At 62.4% G+C, this 20,233-nt stretch carries 19 protein-coding genes, 1 tRNA gene and 1 pseudogene; 6 read left to right on the forward strand and 15 right to left on the reverse strand.

The window, feature by feature from the left end; genetic code table 11:
- Positions 1-2: 2 nt before the first annotated feature.
- From BLS26_RS11185 to chpT, 6 genes are all read right to left on the reverse strand, one after another.
- On the reverse strand, positions 3-875 hold the full coding sequence (locus BLS26_RS11185; RefSeq protein WP_092511019.1) for a protein-glutamate O-methyltransferase CheR: 873 nt from the start codon (positions 873-875) through the stop codon (positions 3-5).
- Complete coding sequence (locus BLS26_RS11190; RefSeq protein ID WP_092511021.1) at positions 872-2,038, reverse strand: chemotaxis response regulator protein-glutamate methylesterase; 1,167 nt, start codon at positions 2,036-2,038, stop codon at positions 872-874. The genes BLS26_RS11185 and BLS26_RS11190 overlap by 4 nt, the downstream gene beginning before the upstream one ends.
- Positions 2,039-2,117: 79 nt before the next feature.
- Positions 2,118-2,483, reverse strand: coding sequence for a PleD family two-component system response regulator (locus tag BLS26_RS11195; RefSeq protein ID WP_092511023.1), 366 nt, complete (start codon positions 2,481-2,483; stop codon positions 2,118-2,120).
- A gap of 80 nt (positions 2,484-2,563) precedes the next feature.
- Entirely contained in the window at positions 2,564-3,037 is a 474-nt protein-coding gene (locus tag BLS26_RS11200; protein WP_092511025.1) for a chemotaxis protein CheW, read from the reverse strand.
- A 34-nt stretch (positions 3,038-3,071) separates the two neighbouring features.
- Positions 3,072-5,828: a hybrid sensor histidine kinase/response regulator gene (locus tag BLS26_RS11205; RefSeq protein ID WP_092511027.1), complete on the reverse strand. Its 2,757-nt coding sequence runs from the start codon at positions 5,826-5,828 to the stop codon at positions 3,072-3,074.
- Positions 5,829-6,002: 174 nt separating this feature from the next.
- Positions 6,003-6,650 (reverse strand): histidine phosphotransferase ChpT, encoded by a 648-nt coding sequence (gene chpT, locus BLS26_RS11210; protein ID WP_092517931.1) that lies wholly within the window; start codon positions 6,648-6,650, stop codon positions 6,003-6,005.
- Between the two features lie 159 nt (positions 6,651-6,809).
- Between chpT and cysQ the strand changes: the two genes are divergently transcribed.
- Positions 6,810-7,637, forward strand: a complete 828-nt coding sequence (gene cysQ / locus BLS26_RS11215; protein ID WP_092511029.1) for a 3'(2'),5'-bisphosphate nucleotidase CysQ — start codon at positions 6,810-6,812, stop codon at positions 7,635-7,637.
- A gap of 9 nt (positions 7,638-7,646) precedes the next feature.
- Here cysQ and BLS26_RS11220 read toward each other — a convergent pair whose 3' ends face one another.
- Positions 7,647-8,111 (reverse strand): YHS domain-containing (seleno)protein, encoded by a 465-nt coding sequence (locus tag BLS26_RS11220; RefSeq protein WP_092511031.1) that lies wholly within the window; start codon positions 8,109-8,111, stop codon positions 7,647-7,649.
- Positions 8,112-8,266: 155 nt separating this feature from the next.
- On the opposite strand from BLS26_RS11220, the gene BLS26_RS11225 reads away from it, so the two are divergent.
- From BLS26_RS11225 to BLS26_RS11235, 3 genes are all read left to right on the forward strand, one after another.
- A complete protein-coding gene (locus BLS26_RS11225; RefSeq protein WP_092511033.1) occupies positions 8,267-8,869 on the forward strand; it encodes a DUF1134 domain-containing protein in 603 nt (200 codons plus the stop codon).
- Between the two features lie 165 nt (positions 8,870-9,034).
- On the forward strand, positions 9,035-10,336 hold the full coding sequence (locus BLS26_RS11230) for a hypothetical protein (RefSeq protein WP_092511035.1): 1,302 nt from the start codon (positions 9,035-9,037) through the stop codon (positions 10,334-10,336).
- A 238-nt stretch (positions 10,337-10,574) separates the two neighbouring features.
- A tRNA-Val gene (locus tag BLS26_RS11235) sits at positions 10,575-10,649 on the forward strand.
- Between the two features lie 144 nt (positions 10,650-10,793).
- Here the strand turns inward: BLS26_RS11235 and BLS26_RS11240 are convergent.
- The 3 genes and pseudogenes from BLS26_RS11240 to BLS26_RS11245 all read right to left on the reverse strand — a co-directional run bounded on the left by BLS26_RS11240 (position 10,794) and on the right by BLS26_RS11245 (position 14,092).
- Positions 10,794-12,704 carry a hypothetical protein gene (locus tag BLS26_RS11240; RefSeq protein ID WP_157676409.1) on the reverse strand — a complete coding sequence of 637 codons (1,911 nt, stop codon included), beginning with the start codon at positions 12,702-12,704 and terminating at the stop codon, positions 10,794-10,796.
- A 42-nt stretch (positions 12,705-12,746) separates the two neighbouring features.
- A pseudogene (locus tag BLS26_RS37215) lies at positions 12,747-12,791 on the reverse strand (hypothetical protein); the annotation flags it as partial.
- 200 nt (positions 12,792-12,991) lie between these two features.
- Positions 12,992-14,092 (reverse strand): tripartite tricarboxylate transporter substrate binding protein, encoded by a 1,101-nt coding sequence (locus BLS26_RS11245; protein WP_157676410.1) that lies wholly within the window; start codon positions 14,090-14,092, stop codon positions 12,992-12,994.
- 32 nt (positions 14,093-14,124) lie between these two features.
- Here BLS26_RS11245 and BLS26_RS11250 point away from each other — a divergent pair, with 32 nt between their 5' ends.
- Entirely contained in the window at positions 14,125-14,511 is a 387-nt protein-coding gene (locus tag BLS26_RS11250; protein ID WP_092511041.1) for a carboxymuconolactone decarboxylase family protein, read from the forward strand.
- Between the two features lie 37 nt (positions 14,512-14,548).
- Positions 14,549-15,313 (forward strand): alpha/beta fold hydrolase, encoded by a 765-nt coding sequence (locus tag BLS26_RS11255; protein WP_092511043.1) that lies wholly within the window; start codon positions 14,549-14,551, stop codon positions 15,311-15,313.
- A gap of 64 nt (positions 15,314-15,377) precedes the next feature.
- Here BLS26_RS11255 and BLS26_RS11260 read toward each other — a convergent pair whose 3' ends face one another.
- Genes BLS26_RS11260 through BLS26_RS11280 form a run of 5 tightly spaced genes read right to left on the reverse strand, consistent with a single transcriptional unit; the run spans position 15,378 to position 20,213 of the window.
- A complete protein-coding gene (locus BLS26_RS11260) occupies positions 15,378-15,824 on the reverse strand; it encodes a DoxX family protein (protein WP_092511045.1) in 447 nt (148 codons plus the stop codon).
- Between the two features lie 35 nt (positions 15,825-15,859).
- Entirely contained in the window at positions 15,860-16,738 is an 879-nt protein-coding gene (locus tag BLS26_RS11265) for an intradiol ring-cleavage dioxygenase (RefSeq protein ID WP_092511047.1), read from the reverse strand.
- Positions 16,731-17,819 carry a maleylacetate reductase gene (locus tag BLS26_RS11270; RefSeq protein ID WP_092511049.1) on the reverse strand — a complete coding sequence of 363 codons (1,089 nt, stop codon included), beginning with the start codon at positions 17,817-17,819 and terminating at the stop codon, positions 16,731-16,733. The genes BLS26_RS11265 and BLS26_RS11270 overlap by 8 nt, the downstream gene beginning before the upstream one ends.
- Positions 17,816-19,177, reverse strand: a complete 1,362-nt coding sequence (locus BLS26_RS11275; protein ID WP_092511051.1) for an MFS transporter — start codon at positions 19,175-19,177, stop codon at positions 17,816-17,818. Before BLS26_RS11275 ends, BLS26_RS11270 begins: the two co-directional genes overlap by 4 nt.
- Positions 19,143-20,213 carry an amidohydrolase family protein gene (locus tag BLS26_RS11280; protein WP_092511053.1) on the reverse strand — a complete coding sequence of 357 codons (1,071 nt, stop codon included), beginning with the start codon at positions 20,211-20,213 and terminating at the stop codon, positions 19,143-19,145. Before BLS26_RS11280 ends, BLS26_RS11275 begins: the two co-directional genes overlap by 35 nt.
- Positions 20,214-20,233: the final 20 nt, after the last annotated feature.

The raw sequence follows: 20,233 nt of genomic DNA on the forward strand, positions 1-20,233 counted from the left end.
GTCTAGCGCGCCGCGGAGGCGACGGCCTTGAACCCGAGCGACGCAACACCGCCGCGTGCGGTCGGTGCTGTGTTCGCGCAATAAAGCCCGCGCCGTTCCGGATAAGGCTTGAACGCATTGGTGATCCCGACCACCGACTCGGCGGCACCCAGCGCCAGCACGCCGTCGGGTTCGATCATGCGCGACATCCGGTCGAAGATGCCGACCTTGGTGGTCTGGTCGAAATAGATCAGCACGTTGCGGCAGAAGATGATGTCGAAGGTGCCGAGATGGGCAAAATCCTGCAGCAGATTGAGCTGGCGGAACTGCACCATGCTGCGGATGTCGGCATTGAGCTGCCACAACTCGCCCTTCTGCGTGAAATGTTTCACCAGCATCTGGATCGGCAGGCCGCGCTGCACTTCGAATTGGCTGAACACGCCGGCCCTGGCTTTTTCCAGCACGCCAAGCGACAGATCGGTCGCAACGATTTCGGTGCGCCAGCCCGACAGCATGGAGCCTGCTTCCTTCAGGCACATCGCGATCGAATACGGCTCCTGCCCGGTCGAGGCAGCCGCGCACCAGATCCGCAAAGACCGGCGCGCCGCGCGCGCCTGCACCAGCGCCGGAAGCACCGTTTCCTTCAGATGATCGAACGGCACCTTGTCGCGGAAGAAGAACGTCTCGTTGGTGGTCATCGCCTCGACCACTTCGGCGATCAGCGGCTCGGCGCCGCTCTTCATTTTCGCAACCAGTTCGGGAATGCCCACCAGATTCGACCTGCGCGCCAGCGGCACCAGGCGACTTTCCACCAGATATTGCTTGTCGGCCGACAGGTCCAGTCCGGAACGCTCTTTCAGAAGCTTACGCAGATACTCATAGTCCAGAGGCGTCACGAACGATCTCCCGAAAACATTCGAACCAGTTTCGGCGCGATCTGATTGAGGGGAAGGATGGCGGCGCAAATGCCGGCATTGGCAGCCGCACCCGGCATGCCCCACACCACGCTGCTCGCCTCGTCCTGGGCGATCACGCTGCCGCCGGCGGCAACGATGTCCTTGCCGCCGCGCATGCCGTCGGAGCCCATGCCGGTCAGGATCACCGACATGATACCGCCCTGCCAGACGTCGATCGCCGACGTGAACAGCGGATCGACCGCGGGCTTGCAGAAATTCACCGGAGGCCCGTCGTCGAGCGCGATCGCGGCGTCCGCGCCGTGGCGCACGACGCGCATGTGGCGGCCACCTGGCGCCAGATAGATCTGCCCGGCCTTGACGATCTCGCCGTCGACGGCTTCGCGGGCCGGACGGCGGCTCGAACGCGCCAGATGCTCGGCCAGAATCGTGGTGAAGGTCGGCGGCATGTGCTGGGTGATCAGCACCGGAAAGCGATCGATCACCGGGCCGATTTCCGTGACCAGCGACATCAGGGCCTGCGGGCCGCCGGTCGACGAACCGATCAAGAGCACGCGCGGCGCCAGCATGCTGAACGGCCGGCGCATCAACTGCGCTTGCGCCACCGGCGCTGCGGCCGGACGGGCCGCCTCACGCGCATGAACCGGGGCCAAAGACGGGCTCGCATGGGGCGTCGCCGATGCGGTGCGGCGGACCTTGGCGCCAAGATGGCGGATCTTCTGGATCAGGTCGTGGTGAAAGATATCGGCCGCGGCGGCCTCACGCGTGCTTTCCGGCTTCGGAATGTAATCGGACGCGCCGAGCGAAAGCGCCTTGAAGCTGATCTCCGCGTTGCGGCGGGTCAGCGTCGAGGCCATGATGATGATGAGGTCGCGCTTCTTCGCCAGCAGTTTCGGCAGCGCCGAGATGCCGTCGAGCTCCGGCATTTCGATATCGAGCACGGCGACATCAGGGTTGACGCGCTCGATCTGGTTGACGGCGTCAAGACCCGTGCGCAGGGAGGCGGTAACCTCCATGTCCGGCTCCGCACCGATCCACCGCGAAATCATGCCGCGGATCACGACGGAGTCATCGACCACCATCACGCGCAGCTTTTCCTGGCGCGTCGAGATCGGGGCCGCAGGACTTGTCAACGCAATACTCATTACTTCACCGGAACGCCACGAGGCACAATTACAAAAAAGAAAGCCGGAGGCCGTTCGGCCGCCGGATCGCGCGCAGGAATCAGATCAGGCCGACTTCCTGGAACTTCGCGGTGACGATGTCCTTGTCGAACGGCTTCATGATGTATTCGTTGGCACCGGCATGCAGCGCGCGCGCGATGTGCGCGACGTCGTTCTCGGTGGTGCAGAACACCACCTTGGGAGCGTCGCCGCCGGGCATACGGCGGAGATTGCCGAGGAATTCGTAGCCGTCCATGACCGGCATGTTCCAGTCGAGCAGGACTGCCTCGGGCATGGCGCGTTTGCAGGCGTCGAGCGCCTTCTCGCCATCCTCGGCTTCAATGATCTGGAAGTCGAGACCTTCCAGAATGCGGCGCGCAACCTTTCGAATGACGCTTGAGTCATCGACGACCAGACATGTTCTCATTTTCGGCCTCTACTTCCCACAATCCCCTAAGCAAGGGACGTTTCCATTCCAGGTTCGTTTCGTAAGCTTGCTTCTGCTTCTTATGCCGCCATCAAATCAGGCACGATTTCGAGGACGCGATCGACGTCGAGGACGACCATGAGCTGACCTTCGAGGCGGTGGACGCCGCCGGCGAGCTTGGCCATGCGGGGATCGAGGTTGACGGGGTTTTCCTCGCGGCCGTCGTCGCGGAGTCGCAGGACCTCGCCGATCTGGTCGATCAAGAGCCCGTAGGACTCGCCGCGCAGGTCGACACCAACCGCCATCGGCGGCTTGCCGTCGTCGTTCTTGGGCAGCCCGAGCCGGGCGCGCATGTCGACCACGGTGACGATGCGGCCGCGCAGGTTGAGCACGCCGGCGATCTCCGCCGACGACAGCGGAACCCGCGTCAGCCGTTCCGGCATGAACACGTCCTGGACCCGCGAGATCGGCAGGCCGAACAATTGCCCGCCGATAAAGGCGGTGACGTATTCGGCCACGGTGCCCTCGATGGTGTCGGTCTTGGTCGTTGTCATGTGCTTGCTTTCTTATGCCCGGACTGAGCTTTGCTCATGCCGCGTGCCTGATCTCGGGAGCGGCGGTCTGTTCCTTCAGCGCCGCGATCAGGCCGGGACGGTCGAACTTGGCGACGTAATCGTGGAAGCCGGCCTGCCGGCCGCGCTCGATCGCCGCCGGCGACACCATCGAGGACAACGCGATGATCGGCATCGCACTCAAGTGCTGGTCGGCCCGGATAACTTCCGCAAACTCGAACCCGTTCATGTCGGGCATCTCGATGTCGGTCAGCACCACGTCGAAGACCTGGCCCGAGCGCAGCGCGGTGAGGCCTTCCTGGGCGTTGGGGGCGACCCGCACCTTGTAACCGGCCGCCTTGAGTACCGGGGCCAGCATGTTGCGGAAGAAGGCTGAGTCGTCGACCAGCAGCACCGACTGCGACGACATCGACGGCCGCATCTCCTTGCGCGAGAACCAGTCGGCAAACGCCATCGGCAGGAAGTGGCCGACGTCGATCACTTCGGTGGCCTGGCCCTTGATCACGGCCGAACCCAGGATGCCGGACTGCGAGCCCGCCACCTCGATGTGCAGCCGCTCCTCGACGATGTCGATGATCTCGTCGACCACCAGACCCATCGAGCGGCCGTCGTCGGCGAACACCAGGATCGGCTGCGAGCCTGACGTTTGAACGGTGACCCCGTCCATCTGCACCAGCGGCATCAACTGCTCGCGGTACTGCACCATGTAGCGGCCGTTACTGAGTTCGATCTTGTCGGTGGCGATCTCTTCCAGACGGGTGACGAGCCCGAGCGGCACCGCCTTGGGCTGGTTGGAGCCGGCGCGGAACACCAAGAGCGAGGTCAGCTGCTCGCCCGAGGAGGCGTGCGCCGCGGCATGGTCGTCGGCGAGATCGCGCGAGGCGGAGCCGGCCGCGCCCAGCGCCTTGGCAATGCCGTTGGGGTCGATGATCATGATCACGGCGCCGTCACCCAGAATGGTGTTGCCGGAGAACATGTCGATGTGCCGCAGTTTGGTCGACATCGGCTTGACCACGATTTCTTCGGTGTGGAACACGCCGTCGACCACGATGCCAAACGTCTGGCTGCCGACTTGGGTGACCACGATAAAGCCGTTCTCGGGGTCGGACGAGGTACCGTCGTCGATCTTCAAAAGCTTCTTCAGGTGCATCAGCGGCAACAGCTTGTTGCGCAACCTCAAGACCGCCGTGTCCTTGATGCGCTCGATGCGGTGTTCGGAGTTGGCGCGGGCGCGGACCAGCTCGACGACAGACAATTGCGGAATCGCAAAGCGGTCGCCGGCGGCTTCGACGATCAGGGCCGAGACGATGGCCAAGGTCAGCGGGATCTTGATGGTGACGGAAGAGCCCTCGCCGGCCACCGACTTGATGTCGATGGTGCCGCCGATCTGGTCGATATTGGTGCGCACCACGTCCATGCCGACGCCGCGGCCGGAGACCGAGGTGACGGCGGCCGCGGTCGAGAAGCCCGGCGCGAAGATGAACTTGTGGATCTGGGCTTCGGTCATCTTCTCCAGATCAGCCTCGGAGACCAGGCCGTTCTGGACCGCCTTGGCCTTGATCCGCTCGGTGTTGAGGCCGCGGCCGTTGTCGGCGATGCAGATGATGATGTGGCCGCCTTCATGGTAGGCGGAGAGGCGGATGGTGCCCTGCTCGGGCTTCCCTGCGGCCGAGCGCTCACTGGGCGTCTCGAGACCATGGTCGGCGGAGTTGCGCACCATGTGCGTCAACGGATCCTTGATCAGGTCGAGCACTTGCCGATCGAGTTCGGTGTCGGCGCCGTGCATCTCCAGTTCGATCTGCTTGCCGAGTTCGCCCGAGAGGTCGCGGACGATGCGGGGCAGTTTCTGCCAGGCGTTGCCGATCGGCTGCATCCGCGTCTTCATGACGCCTTCCTGCAGCTCGGCGGTGACATTGGAGAGCCGCTGCAGCGGCACCTTGAACTCGGTGTCCTCGTTGCGGCGGGAGATCTCCAGGAGCTGGTTGCGGGTCAGCACCAGCTCGGAGACCATGGTCATCAGGTGTTCCAGCGTGTCCACGTTGACGCGGATCGACTGGTTGGCGATTTTGTCGGCTTCCTGGACGTCGGTCTCGGCGGATACCGGCTTCCTGACGGCCTTGGCTTTGGCGCGCGGCTCGGGAGCGGCTTCCGGCGCGGCGGCGGGCGCGGCGGCCTTGGCGACCGGGGCAGCTGCAACCACAGGCGCGGGCGCGGGCTCGACTTCGATGGCGGTCTCGCGGAAGGCGCGTTCGAGGTCGTCGAGCGAGACTTCGCCCGGACGCAGCGGACGTTCCAGCACCTGCTCGACCAAAGTGCCGGCTACGCTGGTCGCGGGGGCTGCCGGCGCAACCGGAGGTGCAGCGACCACGGGCACTGCCTCAACTGCAGCCTCGGCATGCTTGCCTTCGGCCATCTCGTGCAGTTTCTCGATCAGGTCTTCGTCGGTGCCTTCGGGCTCGGTCTCGGTGGCCTCGAGGCCGGCGAGGATTTCCTTGATGCGGTCGATCGAGGACAGGATCAGCGTCACCGCACCGGCCGTCACCGGCATGCCGTCGCGGAATTTGCCCATCAGCGTCTCGCCGGCATGGGCCAGCGCTTCGAGCCGGGGTAAGCCAAGGAAGCCGCAGGTGCCTTTGATCGTGTGAACCAGCCGGAAGATGTTATCCAGAATCTTGGCGTCCGTCGGATCCTGCTCGAACCGCACCAACTGATTATCGACCGTATCCAGGCTCTCGCTGGTCTCGGTCAAAAACTCCCGCAACAAATCATCCATGAAACTGGCCTTCGTACGCACCGGCACGCGACATCGACGTGCTCAGACGGAACTTGGCCAGCTTCCATGCAAAGCGTTTAATATTGGTTGAGCAAATGGAAAAGAACGGTCTCAACAAAGAGATAAGGCCGCGGCAAAGAATCCGCGGCCCCACGTCAACTTTTGATTAACCAATTAGGCGGCGGTCACGACCACCTTTTCGCCGTCGAGCGCGAGCGTCACGCTCAACCCGCAGGCCTGCGCCAGCAGCCGCGTATAGTAAGGCTGCACCGCATGGGCATCGATCGACGCGGTCGAACTGGCGCTGACAAGATCGGCGATGTTCTGCGGCACGCGGGCATTGAGACCAGCCGACGTCACGCGAAAGCTCATGGTCTCGCCGTCACCGATCGGGTCGATCGTCAGCGTGCCGCCGCGCGGGATGGTCTGCTGGGCAATGATCAGCATGTTCAACAGCAGCTTGACGCGATTCTTCGGCAGCAGCAGGCGCGGCAGATTCCAGCTGATGGTGATCTTGCCGTCCTCGATGTGGCCCCGCGCCATGTTCTGTGCATCGCCGAGATCGATCTGCGCGCCGGCCGATCCCGCCGCGCCGAAGGCCAGGCGGCAGAACTGCAGCCGCGCCGAAGCGGTCTTGGCGCTCTTGCGGATCAAATCGAGCGCGAAATCGCGATCTTCGGGCTTCGGATTGTCGTCGAGAACCTCAAGCCCATTGACGATGGCGCCAACTGGACTGATGAGATCGTGACAGACCCGCGAGCACAACAGCGCCGCAAGTTCGAGGGCATCGGGAACCGGACCGGGAGACGAAGTGCCAGACATCATTTGTTCCTGGAAAACCGCTGGAGTCGCGGACTGTTACGAATCACGCATGCGTGCTGGTTTGATACACCGCGCAGCCGCAGGCTGCCAGCACGGGCCGGTCACAGGTATGAAGGACGACCAACAAATGGGCTCCGCTGCAGCAAATGGGCTCCGCTCATGAATGAGGCAAGCCCGTCCGTCATCGATGGCGAGGCCGCTGCCGCGCTGCTGGAATCGCTGACCGATCTGGTGATCGCGGCCGGCGACGCCATTCTGGCGGTCAACCGCACCTCCATGAAGGTCGACGGCAAGAGCGACGGATCGCCGGTAACGGAGGCCGACCTCGCAGCCGACCGCATCATCGCGGAAGGCCTGGCGCGGCTGGCGCCTGATATTCCCTCGCTTTCGGAGGAGCGCGCCCGCGAGGCGCGGCTGCCCTTCAAAGAGAGCTTCTTTCTGATCGACCCCCTCGACGGCACCAAGGAATTCGTCGCCGGCCGCAACGAGTTCACCGTCAACCTGGCGCTGGTGACCCATGGGATGCCGCTGCTCGGGATCGTCGGCGCACCGGCGCTGGGGCTGATCTGGCGCGGCATCGTCGGCCGCGGAGCGGAGCGGATAACGCTTCGCGCCGGCGCACCGCTGGCGGAACCGATACGCACCCGCGCCTGCCCGCCGCGCGGCGCGCCGTGGACGGTGGCGGTCAGCCGTTCGCATGGCGACGCCAGAACCGAAGCCTTTATCGCGGGGCGGCCAGGGGCGGTGCGGTCCGAACTCGGTTCGGCCGTCAAATTCGGCCGGGTGGCCGAAGGCCTAGTCGATATCTACCCCCGGCTGTCGCCGACCAGCGAATGGGATGTCGGGGCCGGCCATGCCGTGATCACCGCGGCCGGCGGCAAGATCACGGATTCAAACGGAGCCGCCCTGCATTTCGGCGCCGGGCGCGAGGATTTTATTATTCCGGAGTTTATCGCCTGGGGCGATCCGGCTGCGGCGGGAGAGTGAGGGCGGCGTCTACTGCGACAGTCCCTCTTCCAGCACCGGCCAGCGCGCCTCTGCGTCCTTGAGAAAACGCGCCGGATTGGCCGCAAAGGCGTCGCGGCTGTCCTCGCGACCGAACAGATAGAGCCGCTGGTCAACGATCAGCCAGATCCGCGGGTTGCCGGCATAGGTCACCCCGCGCCCAATATCGACCGGATCGTAGCCGCCGAAGCGGGGACCGTAGACCTCCGGATGGGAGACAAAAGAGGCCCGGTTGCCCTCGTTGCGGAAGCGCCAGACCGTGCCGGATTCGGCGGCCTCGAAATCGGGCACTCCCTGGATGGCCTGGGATTCAGTGAAATAGGCCACAGCGTCGAAACCCGCGATCGCAAGGCCGGAATAGCGGTTCATCACCACCCTTTCGGTGGTCTGGGCATAAGCTGCGAAATCGACACCGAAACCGGCGAAAAAGCCCGCCAGCAGCGCAAAAAAGGCCATTCCGGGGCGCCAACCGTATCTTTCCTGCCGTTGTGCCGTCATAGTTGGTGCCGATAACATTCGAGTCGAGGGGACACTGGACGCAACCTAGAGCCGTGCGTATTGGCGTCAGGTTAAGGAACGGCGGCCAGAATTTCGATACCAGGGGTTCTTTGATGATTTTTGCTTCACGCCTTGCCGCGGTGACGGTAGCCGCGCTGATGTGCTGGACCGTGCAGGCTCAAGCACAGCAGGCGCAACCGCAGCCTTTGCCGCCGCCGCAACAGCAGGGCCCCGCGACCTTCGGGCCCGATGAGCTGGTCGGTGCAGGGCACAAGTTCTTCGGCAACGTCTCGCGTGGTCTTGCCTCGATCATCGAGCGCGCGGTCAGCCAGTGGGGCCTGCCCAACGGCTACGTGCTCGGCGAGGAAGGCTCAGGCGCGTTTGTCGCGGGCCTGCGTTACGGCGAAGGCACGCTCTACACCAAGAACGCCGGCGACTTGCGGGTGTACTGGCAGGGACCGTCGGTCGGCTTCGACTGGGGCGGCGACGGCGCGCGCACCATGACGCTGGTCTACAACCTGCCCGCCACCAACGCGATCTATCAGCGCTTCGCCGGCATCGACGGCTCAGCCTATATCGTCGGCGGTTTCGGCATGACGGCGCTGACCGCCAACAACATCGTGCTGGTTCCGATCCGCTCCGGCATCGGCCTGCGGCTCGGCGCCAATATCGGCTATCTCAAATATACCCCGCGCGCGACCTGGAACCCGTTCTGAGCCTGTTTCGAACGCCTGTCCGGTGCTGACGGCGCGTGCTTGTTGATTCGCGTGCCTGTCGATTCTTGGCTCGCGGATTCAGGTTAACGTGCCATTGGGCTGGCCTTGGGCCGGTCCGCCATGGCATTGTGCTTAACAATTCCTTTTGGTGTGGAGTGACCATCCATGATCGAACCGATCATGTATCTGGCGATCGGTTTTCTGGTCTCGATGCTGTTTGGCCTGATGATCGTGCCGCTGGTGCATAACCGCGCGGTGCGGCTGACGACCCGGCGGCTCGAAGCGGCCACCCCGCTGTCGATGGCCGAGATCCAGGCCGACAAGGACCAGTTGCGCGCGGAATTCGCGATGTCGGCGCGGCGGCTCGAGATGAGCGTCGATCAGCTCCGCAACAAGACCACCAGCCAGCTCGCCGAACTCGGCAAGAAATCCGATGCGATCAACCGCATGAAGATCGAGCTCGGCGAAAAGAACGCCACCATCTTCTCGCTGGAAGCGCGCGAGAAGGCGGTGAAGGAGCAGTTGCGCGCCACCGAAGAGGAATTCGCGGCCAAGACCGAGATGCTGCGCGGCGCCGAAACCGCGCTGACCGACAAGCAGGCCGAACTCGCCAGGATCAACCACGAATTGTCCGACCGTTCGATGATGGCGGACAGCCGCCAGGTCGAGCTGGTCGCGGTGCGCACCCAGATCGAGGAGCTCAAGGGCCGCGTCGGCGATGCCGAAAAGGAATTTTCGGCGACCCAAGCCCGGCTCGCGCAGGAACGCACCGAATCCGAAAACGTGACGCGCGAACTGACGGATGCGCGCGGCCGCGTCGAAAACCTGAGCCAGCGCGTCACCGATCTCGACCGGCAACTGATCGTCCAGGTCAAGGAAGCCGAGATGCTCGGCAACCGCGTCAACGATCTCGAAGGCCGTCTCGCCACCCAGGGCAAGCTCTTGGCCGAACGCGAATATGAAAACAACCAGCTCAAGCAGACCAACCAGGCTGCCGAGCGCATCATGATGGACCTTCGCAACGAACTCGCGACGGCATCCTCGAGCGGCGCCAGTTCGGCGGCGATCGAGAAACTGCGCACCGAGAAGGCGGCCGTCGAAGACCAGCTTCGTGTCGCGCGCGACGAACGCGCCAAACTGCAGCGCGACATCAACGCGATCCAGCAGCAGGCCGAAAGCTCCTGGGCCACCGAGCGCATGGAAAATGCGCTGCTGCGCGAGCGCATCAACGACATCGCCGCCGAAGTCGCCAAGCTCGCGATGCAGCTCGAAGGCCCGAATTCGGCGATCGAGGCCATGTTGGCCGCGGAACCGGCGGCCCCCAAAACCCCCGCAAAACCCGCCAACGACATCGCCGGCCACGGCGCACCCGCCCCCGTCGGCCCTTCCGAAGGCGGCGGGACGCTGGCCGAACGCATCCGCGCCCTGCAATCCCACGCCTCCCGCGCCCGCCAGCAGGGGGCGTAATACCCCTGCCCTTTGTTTTGACGCGCTTTCTTCACGCGAGCCGGTTTCCGGGGCACCAGAAACAAAATCGCGAAAACAACCCCATGCAAAGTAGAATGGCACCCGAAAAACGGCCCGGCGTCGCCACCAACCTAATCTCGTCCCGCTCTAATTTAGGGCCGACTATTGCTTGACACCACGGGTCCGCAAAACGTAAATCGCGGGCTCTGACGGCCCCCATTTCGGGGCAAAAATTCCCGGGCGCATAGCTCAGCGGGAGAGCGTTCCCTTCACACGGGAGAGGTCCAAGGTTCGATCCCTTGTGCGCCCACCATTTAAGTCATTCAGTCGACTTAGATATCCCGAAGCTAACCAACCTCCGAAAATCAAAAATTGCAGCTGGTCACACCTGGTCACAGCTGGAGGTTCGATAGCGACTATTCGGAAACATAGAGACAAGTGGCATTTCAGTTTCGAATTATTTTTCGGCAAAAATGAAACGCATCAGTATGGCTGCTTCTCTTTGTTGTAGCCGGGCGATTTCTCGATAAAATGTCTCAGACGCTCGGCAATACTCGCCATATCTTGAAGGGGCCGCGGCGGTGTCGGATAAAAGCAGCTTCAGCTGCTCTTCGCGGACCCCCTTCGCCGCGAGCGGAGCTAAAAGTTTCTTCCACAGGTCCTTAGCGTCGGTGGCCGAAACATCCTGCCGGTTCCTCGCAGTTTCAACGATGCGCCGATTAATCTCGTTATCTCTGTTAACTAAAGCGATGGGAAGTTCTGCCGTGATGTTATCTTCCGACCCAATCCCGGACGCAAATTTATAGCAAAGGGTCGCGCTCTTATCACCTAGGGCTGCGTATTCATCCGCGAGAACCGTCGCCAAATCGACCAACACCGCGTCGTCAGCAAGGGTCCTTAGCGTTGCAATGATCGAAACGAGTTTTCCGCGCGCATCCACTATTGCCTCAGCTTCTGTCTTGCCGGCGATGTAGTCGTCATAATAGGTACTGATAACTCTGTCATAATGCTTAGGAAACCTGTCTTTGAGGGTCTGAAGCAGTGGCAGGGCTTTTGCGAGAGCGTTAGCCATCCCCTCCTTGCTCAGATCTCCACCGAAGCCCGAAACGGCAAACTCCGTGCCGTCGGACAATCCAGTGATAACGTCCGCAGCGGCCATTAGGTCCGCCGAAGGCATCCACATCTCAGAGCTGGGCGTCGACAACGCTTTATCCACGAACTTTCGATTGAAGCCAGCGTCAATGAAAAGTCGCTTTTGATCAAGAGCGGCATCTTGCAGCTCACTTTTTGTCATCCCCGGAAAAGCCGGGGCGTGAAAGCCAAGGACCGCGCCCTTTCGAATAAATCTATTGCGACCCGCTGCAAAGGCAATTGTACAGGCCGAATAGCACCCATTTGAGACGTACGTATCAACACCCTGCGCCTTAAGCACATTATTTAGTTTGAATGCTTCCCCAACGCGGCCGCCTGTGCTGTCGAGATGCACGACTTTAATTTGACGGGAGGCCTTGAGTACTTTGCTAAAATCATCGGTGAGTCCGTATTTAAAGCCCCCCGCGATTTCCGCTTCCGTTCCGTTTCTCATCACGCGAATTGAGTAGGCGGGGATGTCGGGATCATCCAAGAAGGCCATTCGGGAGCTTTCAATCAACTGCGGCAATCCCGATTTGAAGAACGTACTGATTGAGTTCAATAGTCCCAAGACGACGACAACTTTGGCTACCGTAGCCCAACCCGCCCGCTTTCCAACCACTTGGCGTCTAGCAATGAGACGGTTTGCGGACCGCCACACGCCCGTGACTTGCCAGACGACAAAAGCGATTATGAGCAACCAAACGCTGATCAAAGATCCGAAGATTGCACGTGGTTCATATTCATTGTCGGTTTGAAATAGCATAACGATACCGACAGTTAGAACAGCGACGGCGATGTTACCTACGAACCCGAACACCCAGTACGAAATGCCTAGCGAATATTCGCCGCGCCAGTACCGCGCGATGAAGTTGTTTCGCCTGTTCGGATCTAGGGGTATTTCAGGAATTATCTCTGGTTCTTGAAAAGTGCTTGGGTCCAAAACGCTTTTGCGTCGAGACCTTCCTTTTGCAAAATCAGATGCCCCACCGATGATGAAACCAAGCACCAAACAAATTGCGACCGCACCGATGATATAACCGATGTTTTCGTAGAGGCCGCTACCCTGCCAACGTTTAAATTTTGGCCCGCGCCACTCGAAAAGGTAGTCTGCGAGAACGACGGTCAGACCTAGGTAAATTCCATAGAGTGAGAATTGTCGCTTGCTCGAAATCTGCTTTGACGCCGGCACTATTCGGTCGGGGACGACAATTTCGAACAGCTGGCTGGCTGGCACCCAGTCATCCAGTCCGGGTCGCCACACGCTAACAGCTAATCGATCATTGAAGTTGTTTAGGAATTGAACAACGTCGGCATGGGACATAGGCCCACGTTGAGATGCGCCGTCAAAGACGTACCATTCGCCCGCCGTCACAGATGGAAACCCCGCCCAATTAGGTTTCAATGTTATCAGACTTAGGACCACCTGCAACCTCGACGTGCTGATGGGAGCCACGTCAAGGAAAACGAGTTGTCACGCCCGGGGTGCCGCAGCAGATCCAACGTCGCTGCAGCCTGCTCCGCCTACCTCCTGGCGTCGACCGCGGCAAAAGCCGCCTTCCATTTCTCGACATCGGCACGGATGAAATCGGCAAACTCTTTCGGCGTGCTGCCGACCGGATCGGTGCCTTGCAACTTCAGGGCTTTCTGGACCTCCTCGTCCTTCAACGCCTCGTTGGCCGCGATCGAAAGCCGATCGATGATCGCGGATGGCGTTCCGGCCGGGGCCAGAAGACCGATCCAGACTCCGGCGTCGTATTCGTTCATTCCCGCTTCGGCGAGCGTTGGCACATCAGGCATGATGGTCGCGCGCCTCGGTTGGGCGACGGCGAACGCTTTCAGCTTTCCGGCCTCGACATGCGGCGCAAGTGTTGCCGCCACATTGAACATCAGCGTGATGCGCCCGGCGAGCAGATCGCTGACGGCCTGATTGCTTCCGCCCTGATAGGGCACTATCACGACGCTGGTGCCGGCCTTTTGGTTGAACAACTCCGCGGCCATGTGGCTGGCCGTTCCCGCGCCCGACGAACCGAAGGTGAGCGTTTCCGGCCTGCTCTTCGCCAGCGCGATCAGCTCGCCCAGATTCGAAGCCGGCACCGAGGGATGCGCCACCAGCACATTGGGCACGACGCCAAGAAGGGCGATCGGCGCGAGCATCTTGCCAAGGTCGAAACTGGATTTTGTTTGCGCCGGGTTGAGCGTGTTGGCGATCGTCGCCGTGAACAGCGTATATCCGTCCGCCGGCGCCCGGGCGACGGCTTCGGCCCCGATCATGCTGCTGTTTCCGGCCCGGTTCTCGACGATGACGGGCTGGCCGAGCTTGGCCTCCATCCGCTTGCCGACCAGGCGCGTGAGGATGTCTGCCGCGGAGGCTGGTCCAAAGCCGACGACGATCTTGATGGGTTGGCTGGGGTAGGTTTCCGCCGCGGCGGCGCCACCGGCAACAATGCCTGCTGCCACAGCCAGGCACAGTCCGGCGGTTTTGAGAAAATTGTCGAACATCATTCCCCCTTGCATCACTCCCCCTTTACGCGCGAAACCATTCGCCTGTCGTTTTCTTGACGGCCACAAACAACGGCCATACAGATCGATCACCATTCTATTTTTATTGCCGATCGGGTTCACTGTAGCTCGGGCGCGGACGGAGGCAAATTACCATGCGTTCAGACTCCTCGCGGCGATCGCTTGGCGCACAAAAAATCGGCGAGGTTCTCGGCCAGACGCCGGAACAGGTCGAGCGATCGCTCGGCGATGTTGCGCCGCAACTGGCAACCTACGTGCTCGAGACGATCTACGGCGAGATCTACCAAAGCCCGACACTCGATTTGCGCACGCGACAGATCGTGACCGTCGCCGCCCTGGCGACGCTCGGCACGGCGGCGCCGCAGTTGCGAACGCATATCGGCGGAGCCCTTCGCTGCGGCATGACGCGGGAGGAGCTGGTCGAAATCATGATGCAGCTCGCGCCATTTGTCGGCGTCGCGGCCGCGATCAACGGCGTTGCGGCCTGCCGGGAGGTCTTCGCTGCTGCCGACAAGTCCTGAGCACGGGATCAGTCAATCACCATGGGAGTGAGCCGGAATGATCTGGCATACGACGATCGGCAACGGCCCTGCGAAAGTTCTGGTCATCCACGGGTGGTTTTGGGATCACCGGGTCTTTGCCCCGATGTTCGATGCGCTCGACCGCGACCTCTACACTTACGCCTTCGTTGATATCCGCGGCTACGGCCATTCGCGCGACGTCGCCGGCGCATTCTCGATCAGCGAGGTCGCCGCCGATGGCATCGCGCTCGCCGACCAGCTTGGCTGGCGGGAATTTCATGCGATCGGCCATTCCATGGGCGGCAAGGCGGTTCAGAAGATGGCGATGGACGCGCCGGCGCGGATAAAATCCGTGGTCGCCGTGACACCGGTGCCTGCCGTGGCGTTGCCTTTTGATGATCAGGTATTCGGCTTCTTCGCGTCGGCTTGCGACAACGACGATGCCGCACTCGCCATCATGGGCGATTCGCTCGGCAATCGCGTCTCGCCCACATGGCTGCAGCTCATGCTCCGACGGGCACGGGAGACCGCCACGCCGGCAGCGTTCAGGAATTATATGCGCTCATTCATCAAAGACGACTACTCGGCGATGGCAAACAAAGTCACGGCACCGATGCTGGTGCTCTATGGCGAGCACGACAACGGCGTCAGTGAAGCCATGGTGAAGGCTGTCTATCCGGGCCTCTATCCCCACGCCGCGATCGAGAAGATCGACAATTGCGGACACTACCCGATGCAGGAAGCGCCGATCATCCTTGCAACCAGGATTCAGAGCTTTCTTTCTCAAAGCACCGAAAGCTGAGAAGATAGTGGGACGATTGTTCCGTCAGAGAGCATCGCGGGGACTCTGAGTCACCCCGCGCGGTTCATGCGCGCCTGAGCGCGGCATTCACCGCAAAGTTGCCGGCCCCTTGATGGGCGATGAGCGCAAGCAGGCCGATCAATCCGAGATTCTTCAGAAAATTGATGGTTTGCCCGACCACCTGTGCTTCCGGCGCGGCCCAGAAATTGTGGAACATCAAGGTCGCGGCAATCGTGAACAGGATCAGGATCACGGCGGCCTGACGCGCGAACAGGCCAAGCACGAGCGCCGTGGCGCAACCGAGTTCAACGGCGATCGAGCCGGCTGCGAGAAACCGTCCAAAACCATCGGCTCCACCATAGAGACGGGCAGCGGTGGCGCTGAATGCCATCACCTTGCCGATGCCGCTGTAGAGGAACAAGGGCGCGATGGAGAGGCGGGCGAACAGCAGGACCCACGCGCCTGCGTCCGTCGTATTGTCCTGGTTGCGAAGATCTGTCGACGCCGACATTCGTTGTCTCCTTCTGTGATGGCGTGGTTACGCTGCTATTGAGCCGCTGCCTGGGATTCGCGGTTGCGTTGTGTCCCCTGCGACAGCGGCTTCAGTCCAAAGCGATGGTTAAGGATGCGGCCGGAGCCGGTTGCGGCATTTTTGCCAAACGTGGCGATCAGCGAATTCTTCACGCCGAACACGGCGTCGGAATCCAGATACGGGCTTTCCGCATTGAAGAGGTGCGTGATCAGCGTCTCGTAGCCGTCGGCTGCGATCATGAAATGGATATGCGCCGGGCGGTTGGGATGTCGTCCGAGCGCGCCTAGCATCTCGCCGACCGGCCCGTCGTCCGGAATCGGATAAAATGCCGGCATGATCGATTTGAAAGAAAACCGGCCCTCCGCATCGGTCCTGAACTGGGCCCGCAGCAGCGACGATTGCAGTTCCGGACGCTGGACGTCGTAATATCCGTCATCGTCGGCCTGCCAGACGTCGACCGTGGCGCCCGCAAGCGGCGTTCCGTCGGGCGAGGCGACGGAGCCTTCCACCAGCAGCGGCTCGCCTTCGATACCGCGGGAGATATCCGATCCGGACGCCTGTTCCGGCGCGGACGCGACATAGAACGGTCCCAGCACGGTCGTCTCCGTCGCGCCCTCCGGCATCCGGTGGTTGATCGCATCGACCAGCATCGACACACCTGTTGTGTCCGACAGCAGGATGAACTCCTGCCGCGTGTCGCTGCACATCTGCCCGGTGCGCGTCAGGAAGTCGATTGCCGCGTTCCATTCGTCGAACGACAGTTCGACATCGCGCACGAAATCATGGAGGTGGCGGACCAGGCTGGTCATGACGGTCTTGAGCCGGACGTCTTTCGTTTGCGCAAAGCTGGCGACAACGGCGTCGGTGATGTTGTGTTGGTCGAAATCACGCATCAAGCGTCTCCCGGCCGGCGTCGGATCCGGGCCTCACGCCCTCAAAGGCGTTGTCGAGAAGTTCACGGATCGCCGGCAGCGCCAGCGGGCGCGGGTTTGGATACGGCGTTTGCACCGCGGCGCGTGCCGCCCGATCGAGGTCGTCACGCTTCAGGCCCAACGACGACAGCGAGGTTGGCGCGCCGAGCCGCGTTGCGAGATCGAACAGTCCCGCGGCCGCGTCTTCGGTGCCGAGTGCGCCGGCTGCGCGCCGCAAAGCCTCCGGCGCCGCCGCAGCATTGTACGCGGCCGCGTGAGGCAGGATCATGGTGTGGGTTTCCGCATGCGGCAGATCGAATAGGCCGCCGAGCGTATGGCAAAGCTTGTGGTGCAGCCCCATGCTCACCGCATTCAGGCAAGTCCCGCAGAGCCAGGCGGCGTAGAGCGCGTCCGACCTCGCCTCAAAGTCCGAAGGCGACGCGACCAGCTTCGGCAGCGAGCTTGCAAAGCGGCGGATGGCTTCCTCCGCCAGGACAGAGGTGACCGGATTGCCATCCTGCGCATAGAGCGCTTCGACCGCATGGGCGATCGCATTCATGCCGGAAACGGCAGTTTGATGCGTGGAGAGCGTCAACGTCAGATCGACGTCGTAGATGATCACTTCCGGCTGGACTTTCGGACTGCGCAAGGTGCGCTTTTCGCCATCCGCGGTCTGGCCGAGAATCGAGGTGGCTTCCGATCCCGCATAGGTCGTCGGCAGCACGATCTGCGGCAGGTCGGTGTTGAGGGCAATGGCCTTGCCAAGTCCGACGGACGAGCCCCCGCCGATCGCGACCACGCAGTCCGCGGCGAGCGCGCGTGCGCGGGCGACGGCCCTTTCGGTTACGTCGATCGGCGTATGCATGGTGGCTTCACTGAGGACACCGGCAGCCAGTTCGCCGATGTCAGCGGCGAGCTGATCCGCCGCGCCCCGTTGCGGCGGCGTCGACAGGATCAACGCACGCCGGCAGGACAACATCCGGATCTCGTCCGCGAGGGTGGCCCTGGTGCCCGAGCCGAACACCACCCGCGCCGCCGGCGCCGTGTAGACGAACGGCGTCATCGCGCCTCCGCCGGGATCGTATTCGCGGCCGGCAATGCCGCATCGCGGATGCCGAGCGATCCGATCGCGAGGCCGCCGACGATGGCCGCGCCGCCGATCGCCCAGAATACGGCGTCGGGCCCACCTGTCGCCTGCTGCAGAAGCCCGATGACATAGGGTCCGAGAATGGCCCCGACCCGGCCCACACCCAGCTCCATGCCAACGCCGCTGGCACGGAAATCGGTCTGATAGGAACCCGCCGTGAAATTGTTCAGGACGTGCTGGGCGCCGATGATGCAGAAGCCGGCAACCGCCACAATCGCGAGATTGAAGCCGTGACCGCTGGCGAAGACCAGCGACAGCACCGCCAGTCCGCCGATGATCCACCACGTCGCGAGATAGCGCGGCGCCAGACCGAGGTTGCGGTCGGCCAATGTGGCGAGCGTCAGTCCGCCGATGAAGGAGGTCGCCTGCATCAACGCGCCGAAGCCGAATGAAGCTGCAAAGGTTTCGCCGCGCTTGATCATGACCGTCGGAATCCACCCCGTCAGGCCGAAGATCGCAAACAGGGTCAGAAATGCCGTGCCCCAGATCGTCAGCGAGACCCGCCGGTAGCGCGGCGTCAGTAGCGCGCCGATGGTGTTCCACCCTGCGGCCTGCTGCGGCGATCGGAACGACGCGGACTGATAGACCGCGCTGCGCTCCGGCCGCAGCTTGGTCAGCAGTGCGCGCAACTCGTCAAACCGTCCCCGCGCCGCCAGGAACTTCGGGCTCTCCGGCAACACCGCATGCACCACGAAGGTCAGCGGGATCGACAGCGCGCCGACATAATATAGAATCTGCCAGCCATAGAGCGGCGTCAGGAACACGCCGACCAGCCCGGCGAACACGCCGCCGAGCGACCAGCCCAGCGTCACGCCCCACAGCGAAAACTTGTTGCTGACGCGTTGCGGCGCCAGCTCGTTGATGAAGGTCGTCCCCAGCGGCAAGAGGACGCCCAATCCAAGCCCGGTCATGAAGCGCAGCGCGCAAAAGCTCAGAAAGCTGGAGGCGAACACCGCGGTCAGCAGGGTGAAGACGTTGACGATCCAAAGGCCGGCCAGCATCGTGCCACGCCGCCCGAACCGATCGGCGATCATGCCATGGCAAACCGCCGCGACCAAAAAGCCGACGAGGCCGGAGCTGACGAGGAGGCCGGCCTGACTCGGCATCAGGCCCCACGGCTCCATGACGTAGTGAATGACATAGGCCGGATTGAAGGTGTCGTAACCGTCAAACATCGTGATCAGCGTGATCAGGACGCCGAGAATCCGGTGCGACCGTCCGACGGCAGCACCGGACAGTTCAGTGTGAACGTCGAGTTCTGACGAGAAGCTCATGGGATTCCTCCGCTGGAATGGATGTCTTGTTCTGCTCTTTGGCAGATTGGGGCGACGTGCCCGCAAGCTTGAACAGCGAACGCGCGTTCTCGCGTCCGATCTTGATCCGGTCGTTCTCGGCAATCGTGGCCTGATCGAACCAGAGCGCGGCGTGATCGATGTTCTCGAACGGCCAGTCGGCCGAGAACAGGATGCGGTCGGCGCCGATCTCGAGCATGGCGTCGATCAGGGTCTGGGTCCGGAAATTTCCTGATGTCGTCAGGTAGAAATTCTCGCGGAAGTAATCGGCGATGGGCCGCTTTGCGGGATAGACGTTTTGCGTACGCATCCACTTGTTGTGGTTGTCGATGCGCCACATCGAATACGGCAGGCCCTCGCCCATGTGGCCGAGAATGACATTGAGGTGCGGATAGGCGTCGAACAGGCCCGAACCCATCAGGCGCAGCGCGTGGACCGCGGTTTCCTGCCCGAACGCCCAGGTCGGTCCCATCAACCAGCGATGGCCGTCATAGATCGCGGCGTCCTTGGCCAGCGGGTTGCGCGGATGCAGATAGAAGGGAACGTCGAGCCGCTCGACTTCCGACCAGAACGGCCAGAATTCCTTCAGGTCGTAGTAGAGCGCCTTGTCGCTGCCCGCGAGCTGGCTGAAGCCGTTGACCAGCGCGCCGCGAAAGCCGAGCGACGTAACGCAGCGGTTCAGCTCGCGCGCGGCGGCATCAGGGTCCTGCATTGGAAGGGCGGCCAGTCCCTGAAAGCGCTGCGGACGCCGTGCGACCTGCTCGGCGAGAAAATCGTTGGCGCGGCGCGAGAGCTCCAGCGCACGGTCGCGATCAGGGATCGCCTGGATCGCCGGCGCATTGAGCGACAGCAGCATCACCTCGATACCGTGCGCATCCATCTCCTTCAACCGCCGGTCCTGGATGTCGAGCAGCCTTGCCTTCAGCTCGATCCAGTCCTCCGCCGGCGAAAATCCGGCACTGTCCTGAACCGTCTCTTCGAGAGCGAAGTGCTCTTCGAGCGCGATCTTTCCCTGCATTGACCTCACCTGAGCTGTTT

The organism is Afipia sp. GAS231, from assembly GCF_900103365.1.
Classification (GTDB): domain Bacteria; phylum Pseudomonadota; class Alphaproteobacteria; order Rhizobiales; family Xanthobacteraceae; genus Bradyrhizobium.

Bases quoted from the DNA above. Each gene is read 5' to 3' on its own strand.
- BLS26_RS11190 (WP_092511021.1), bottom strand. From the start codon at position 2,038: ATGAGTATTGCGTTGACAAGTCCTGCGGCCCCGATCTCGACGCGCCAG.
- BLS26_RS11195 (WP_092511023.1), bottom strand. From the start codon at position 2,483: ATGAGAACATGTCTGGTCGTCGATGACTCAAGCGTCATTCGAAAGGTT.
- BLS26_RS11200 (WP_092511025.1), bottom strand. From the start codon at position 3,037: ATGACAACGACCAAGACCGACACCATCGAGGGCACCGTGGCCGAATAC.
- BLS26_RS11205 (WP_092511027.1), bottom strand. From the start codon at position 5,828: ATGGATGATTTGTTGCGGGAGTTTTTGACCGAGACCAGCGAGAGCCTG.
- chpT (WP_092517931.1), bottom strand. From the start codon at position 6,650: ATGTCTGGCACTTCGTCTCCCGGTCCGGTTCCCGATGCCCTCGAACTT.
- cysQ (WP_092511029.1), top strand. From the start codon at position 6,810: ATGAATGAGGCAAGCCCGTCCGTCATCGATGGCGAGGCCGCTGCCGCG.
- BLS26_RS11220 (WP_092511031.1), bottom strand. From the start codon at position 8,111: ATGGCCTTTTTTGCGCTGCTGGCGGGCTTTTTCGCCGGTTTCGGTGTC.
- BLS26_RS11225 (WP_092511033.1), top strand. From the start codon at position 8,267: ATGATTTTTGCTTCACGCCTTGCCGCGGTGACGGTAGCCGCGCTGATG.
- BLS26_RS11230 (WP_092511035.1), top strand. From the start codon at position 9,035: ATGATCGAACCGATCATGTATCTGGCGATCGGTTTTCTGGTCTCGATG.
- BLS26_RS11250 (WP_092511041.1), top strand. From the start codon at position 14,125: ATGCGTTCAGACTCCTCGCGGCGATCGCTTGGCGCACAAAAAATCGGC.
- BLS26_RS11255 (WP_092511043.1), top strand. From the start codon at position 14,549: ATGATCTGGCATACGACGATCGGCAACGGCCCTGCGAAAGTTCTGGTC.
- BLS26_RS11260 (WP_092511045.1), bottom strand. From the start codon at position 15,824: ATGTCGGCGTCGACAGATCTTCGCAACCAGGACAATACGACGGACGCA.
- BLS26_RS11265 (WP_092511047.1), bottom strand. From the start codon at position 16,738: ATGCGTGATTTCGACCAACACAACATCACCGACGCCGTTGTCGCCAGC.
- BLS26_RS11270 (WP_092511049.1), bottom strand. From the start codon at position 17,819: ATGACGCCGTTCGTCTACACGGCGCCGGCGGCGCGGGTGGTGTTCGGC.
- BLS26_RS11275 (WP_092511051.1), bottom strand. From the start codon at position 19,177: ATGAGCTTCTCGTCAGAACTCGACGTTCACACTGAACTGTCCGGTGCT.
- BLS26_RS11280 (WP_092511053.1), bottom strand. From the start codon at position 20,213: ATGCAGGGAAAGATCGCGCTCGAAGAGCACTTCGCTCTCGAAGAGACG.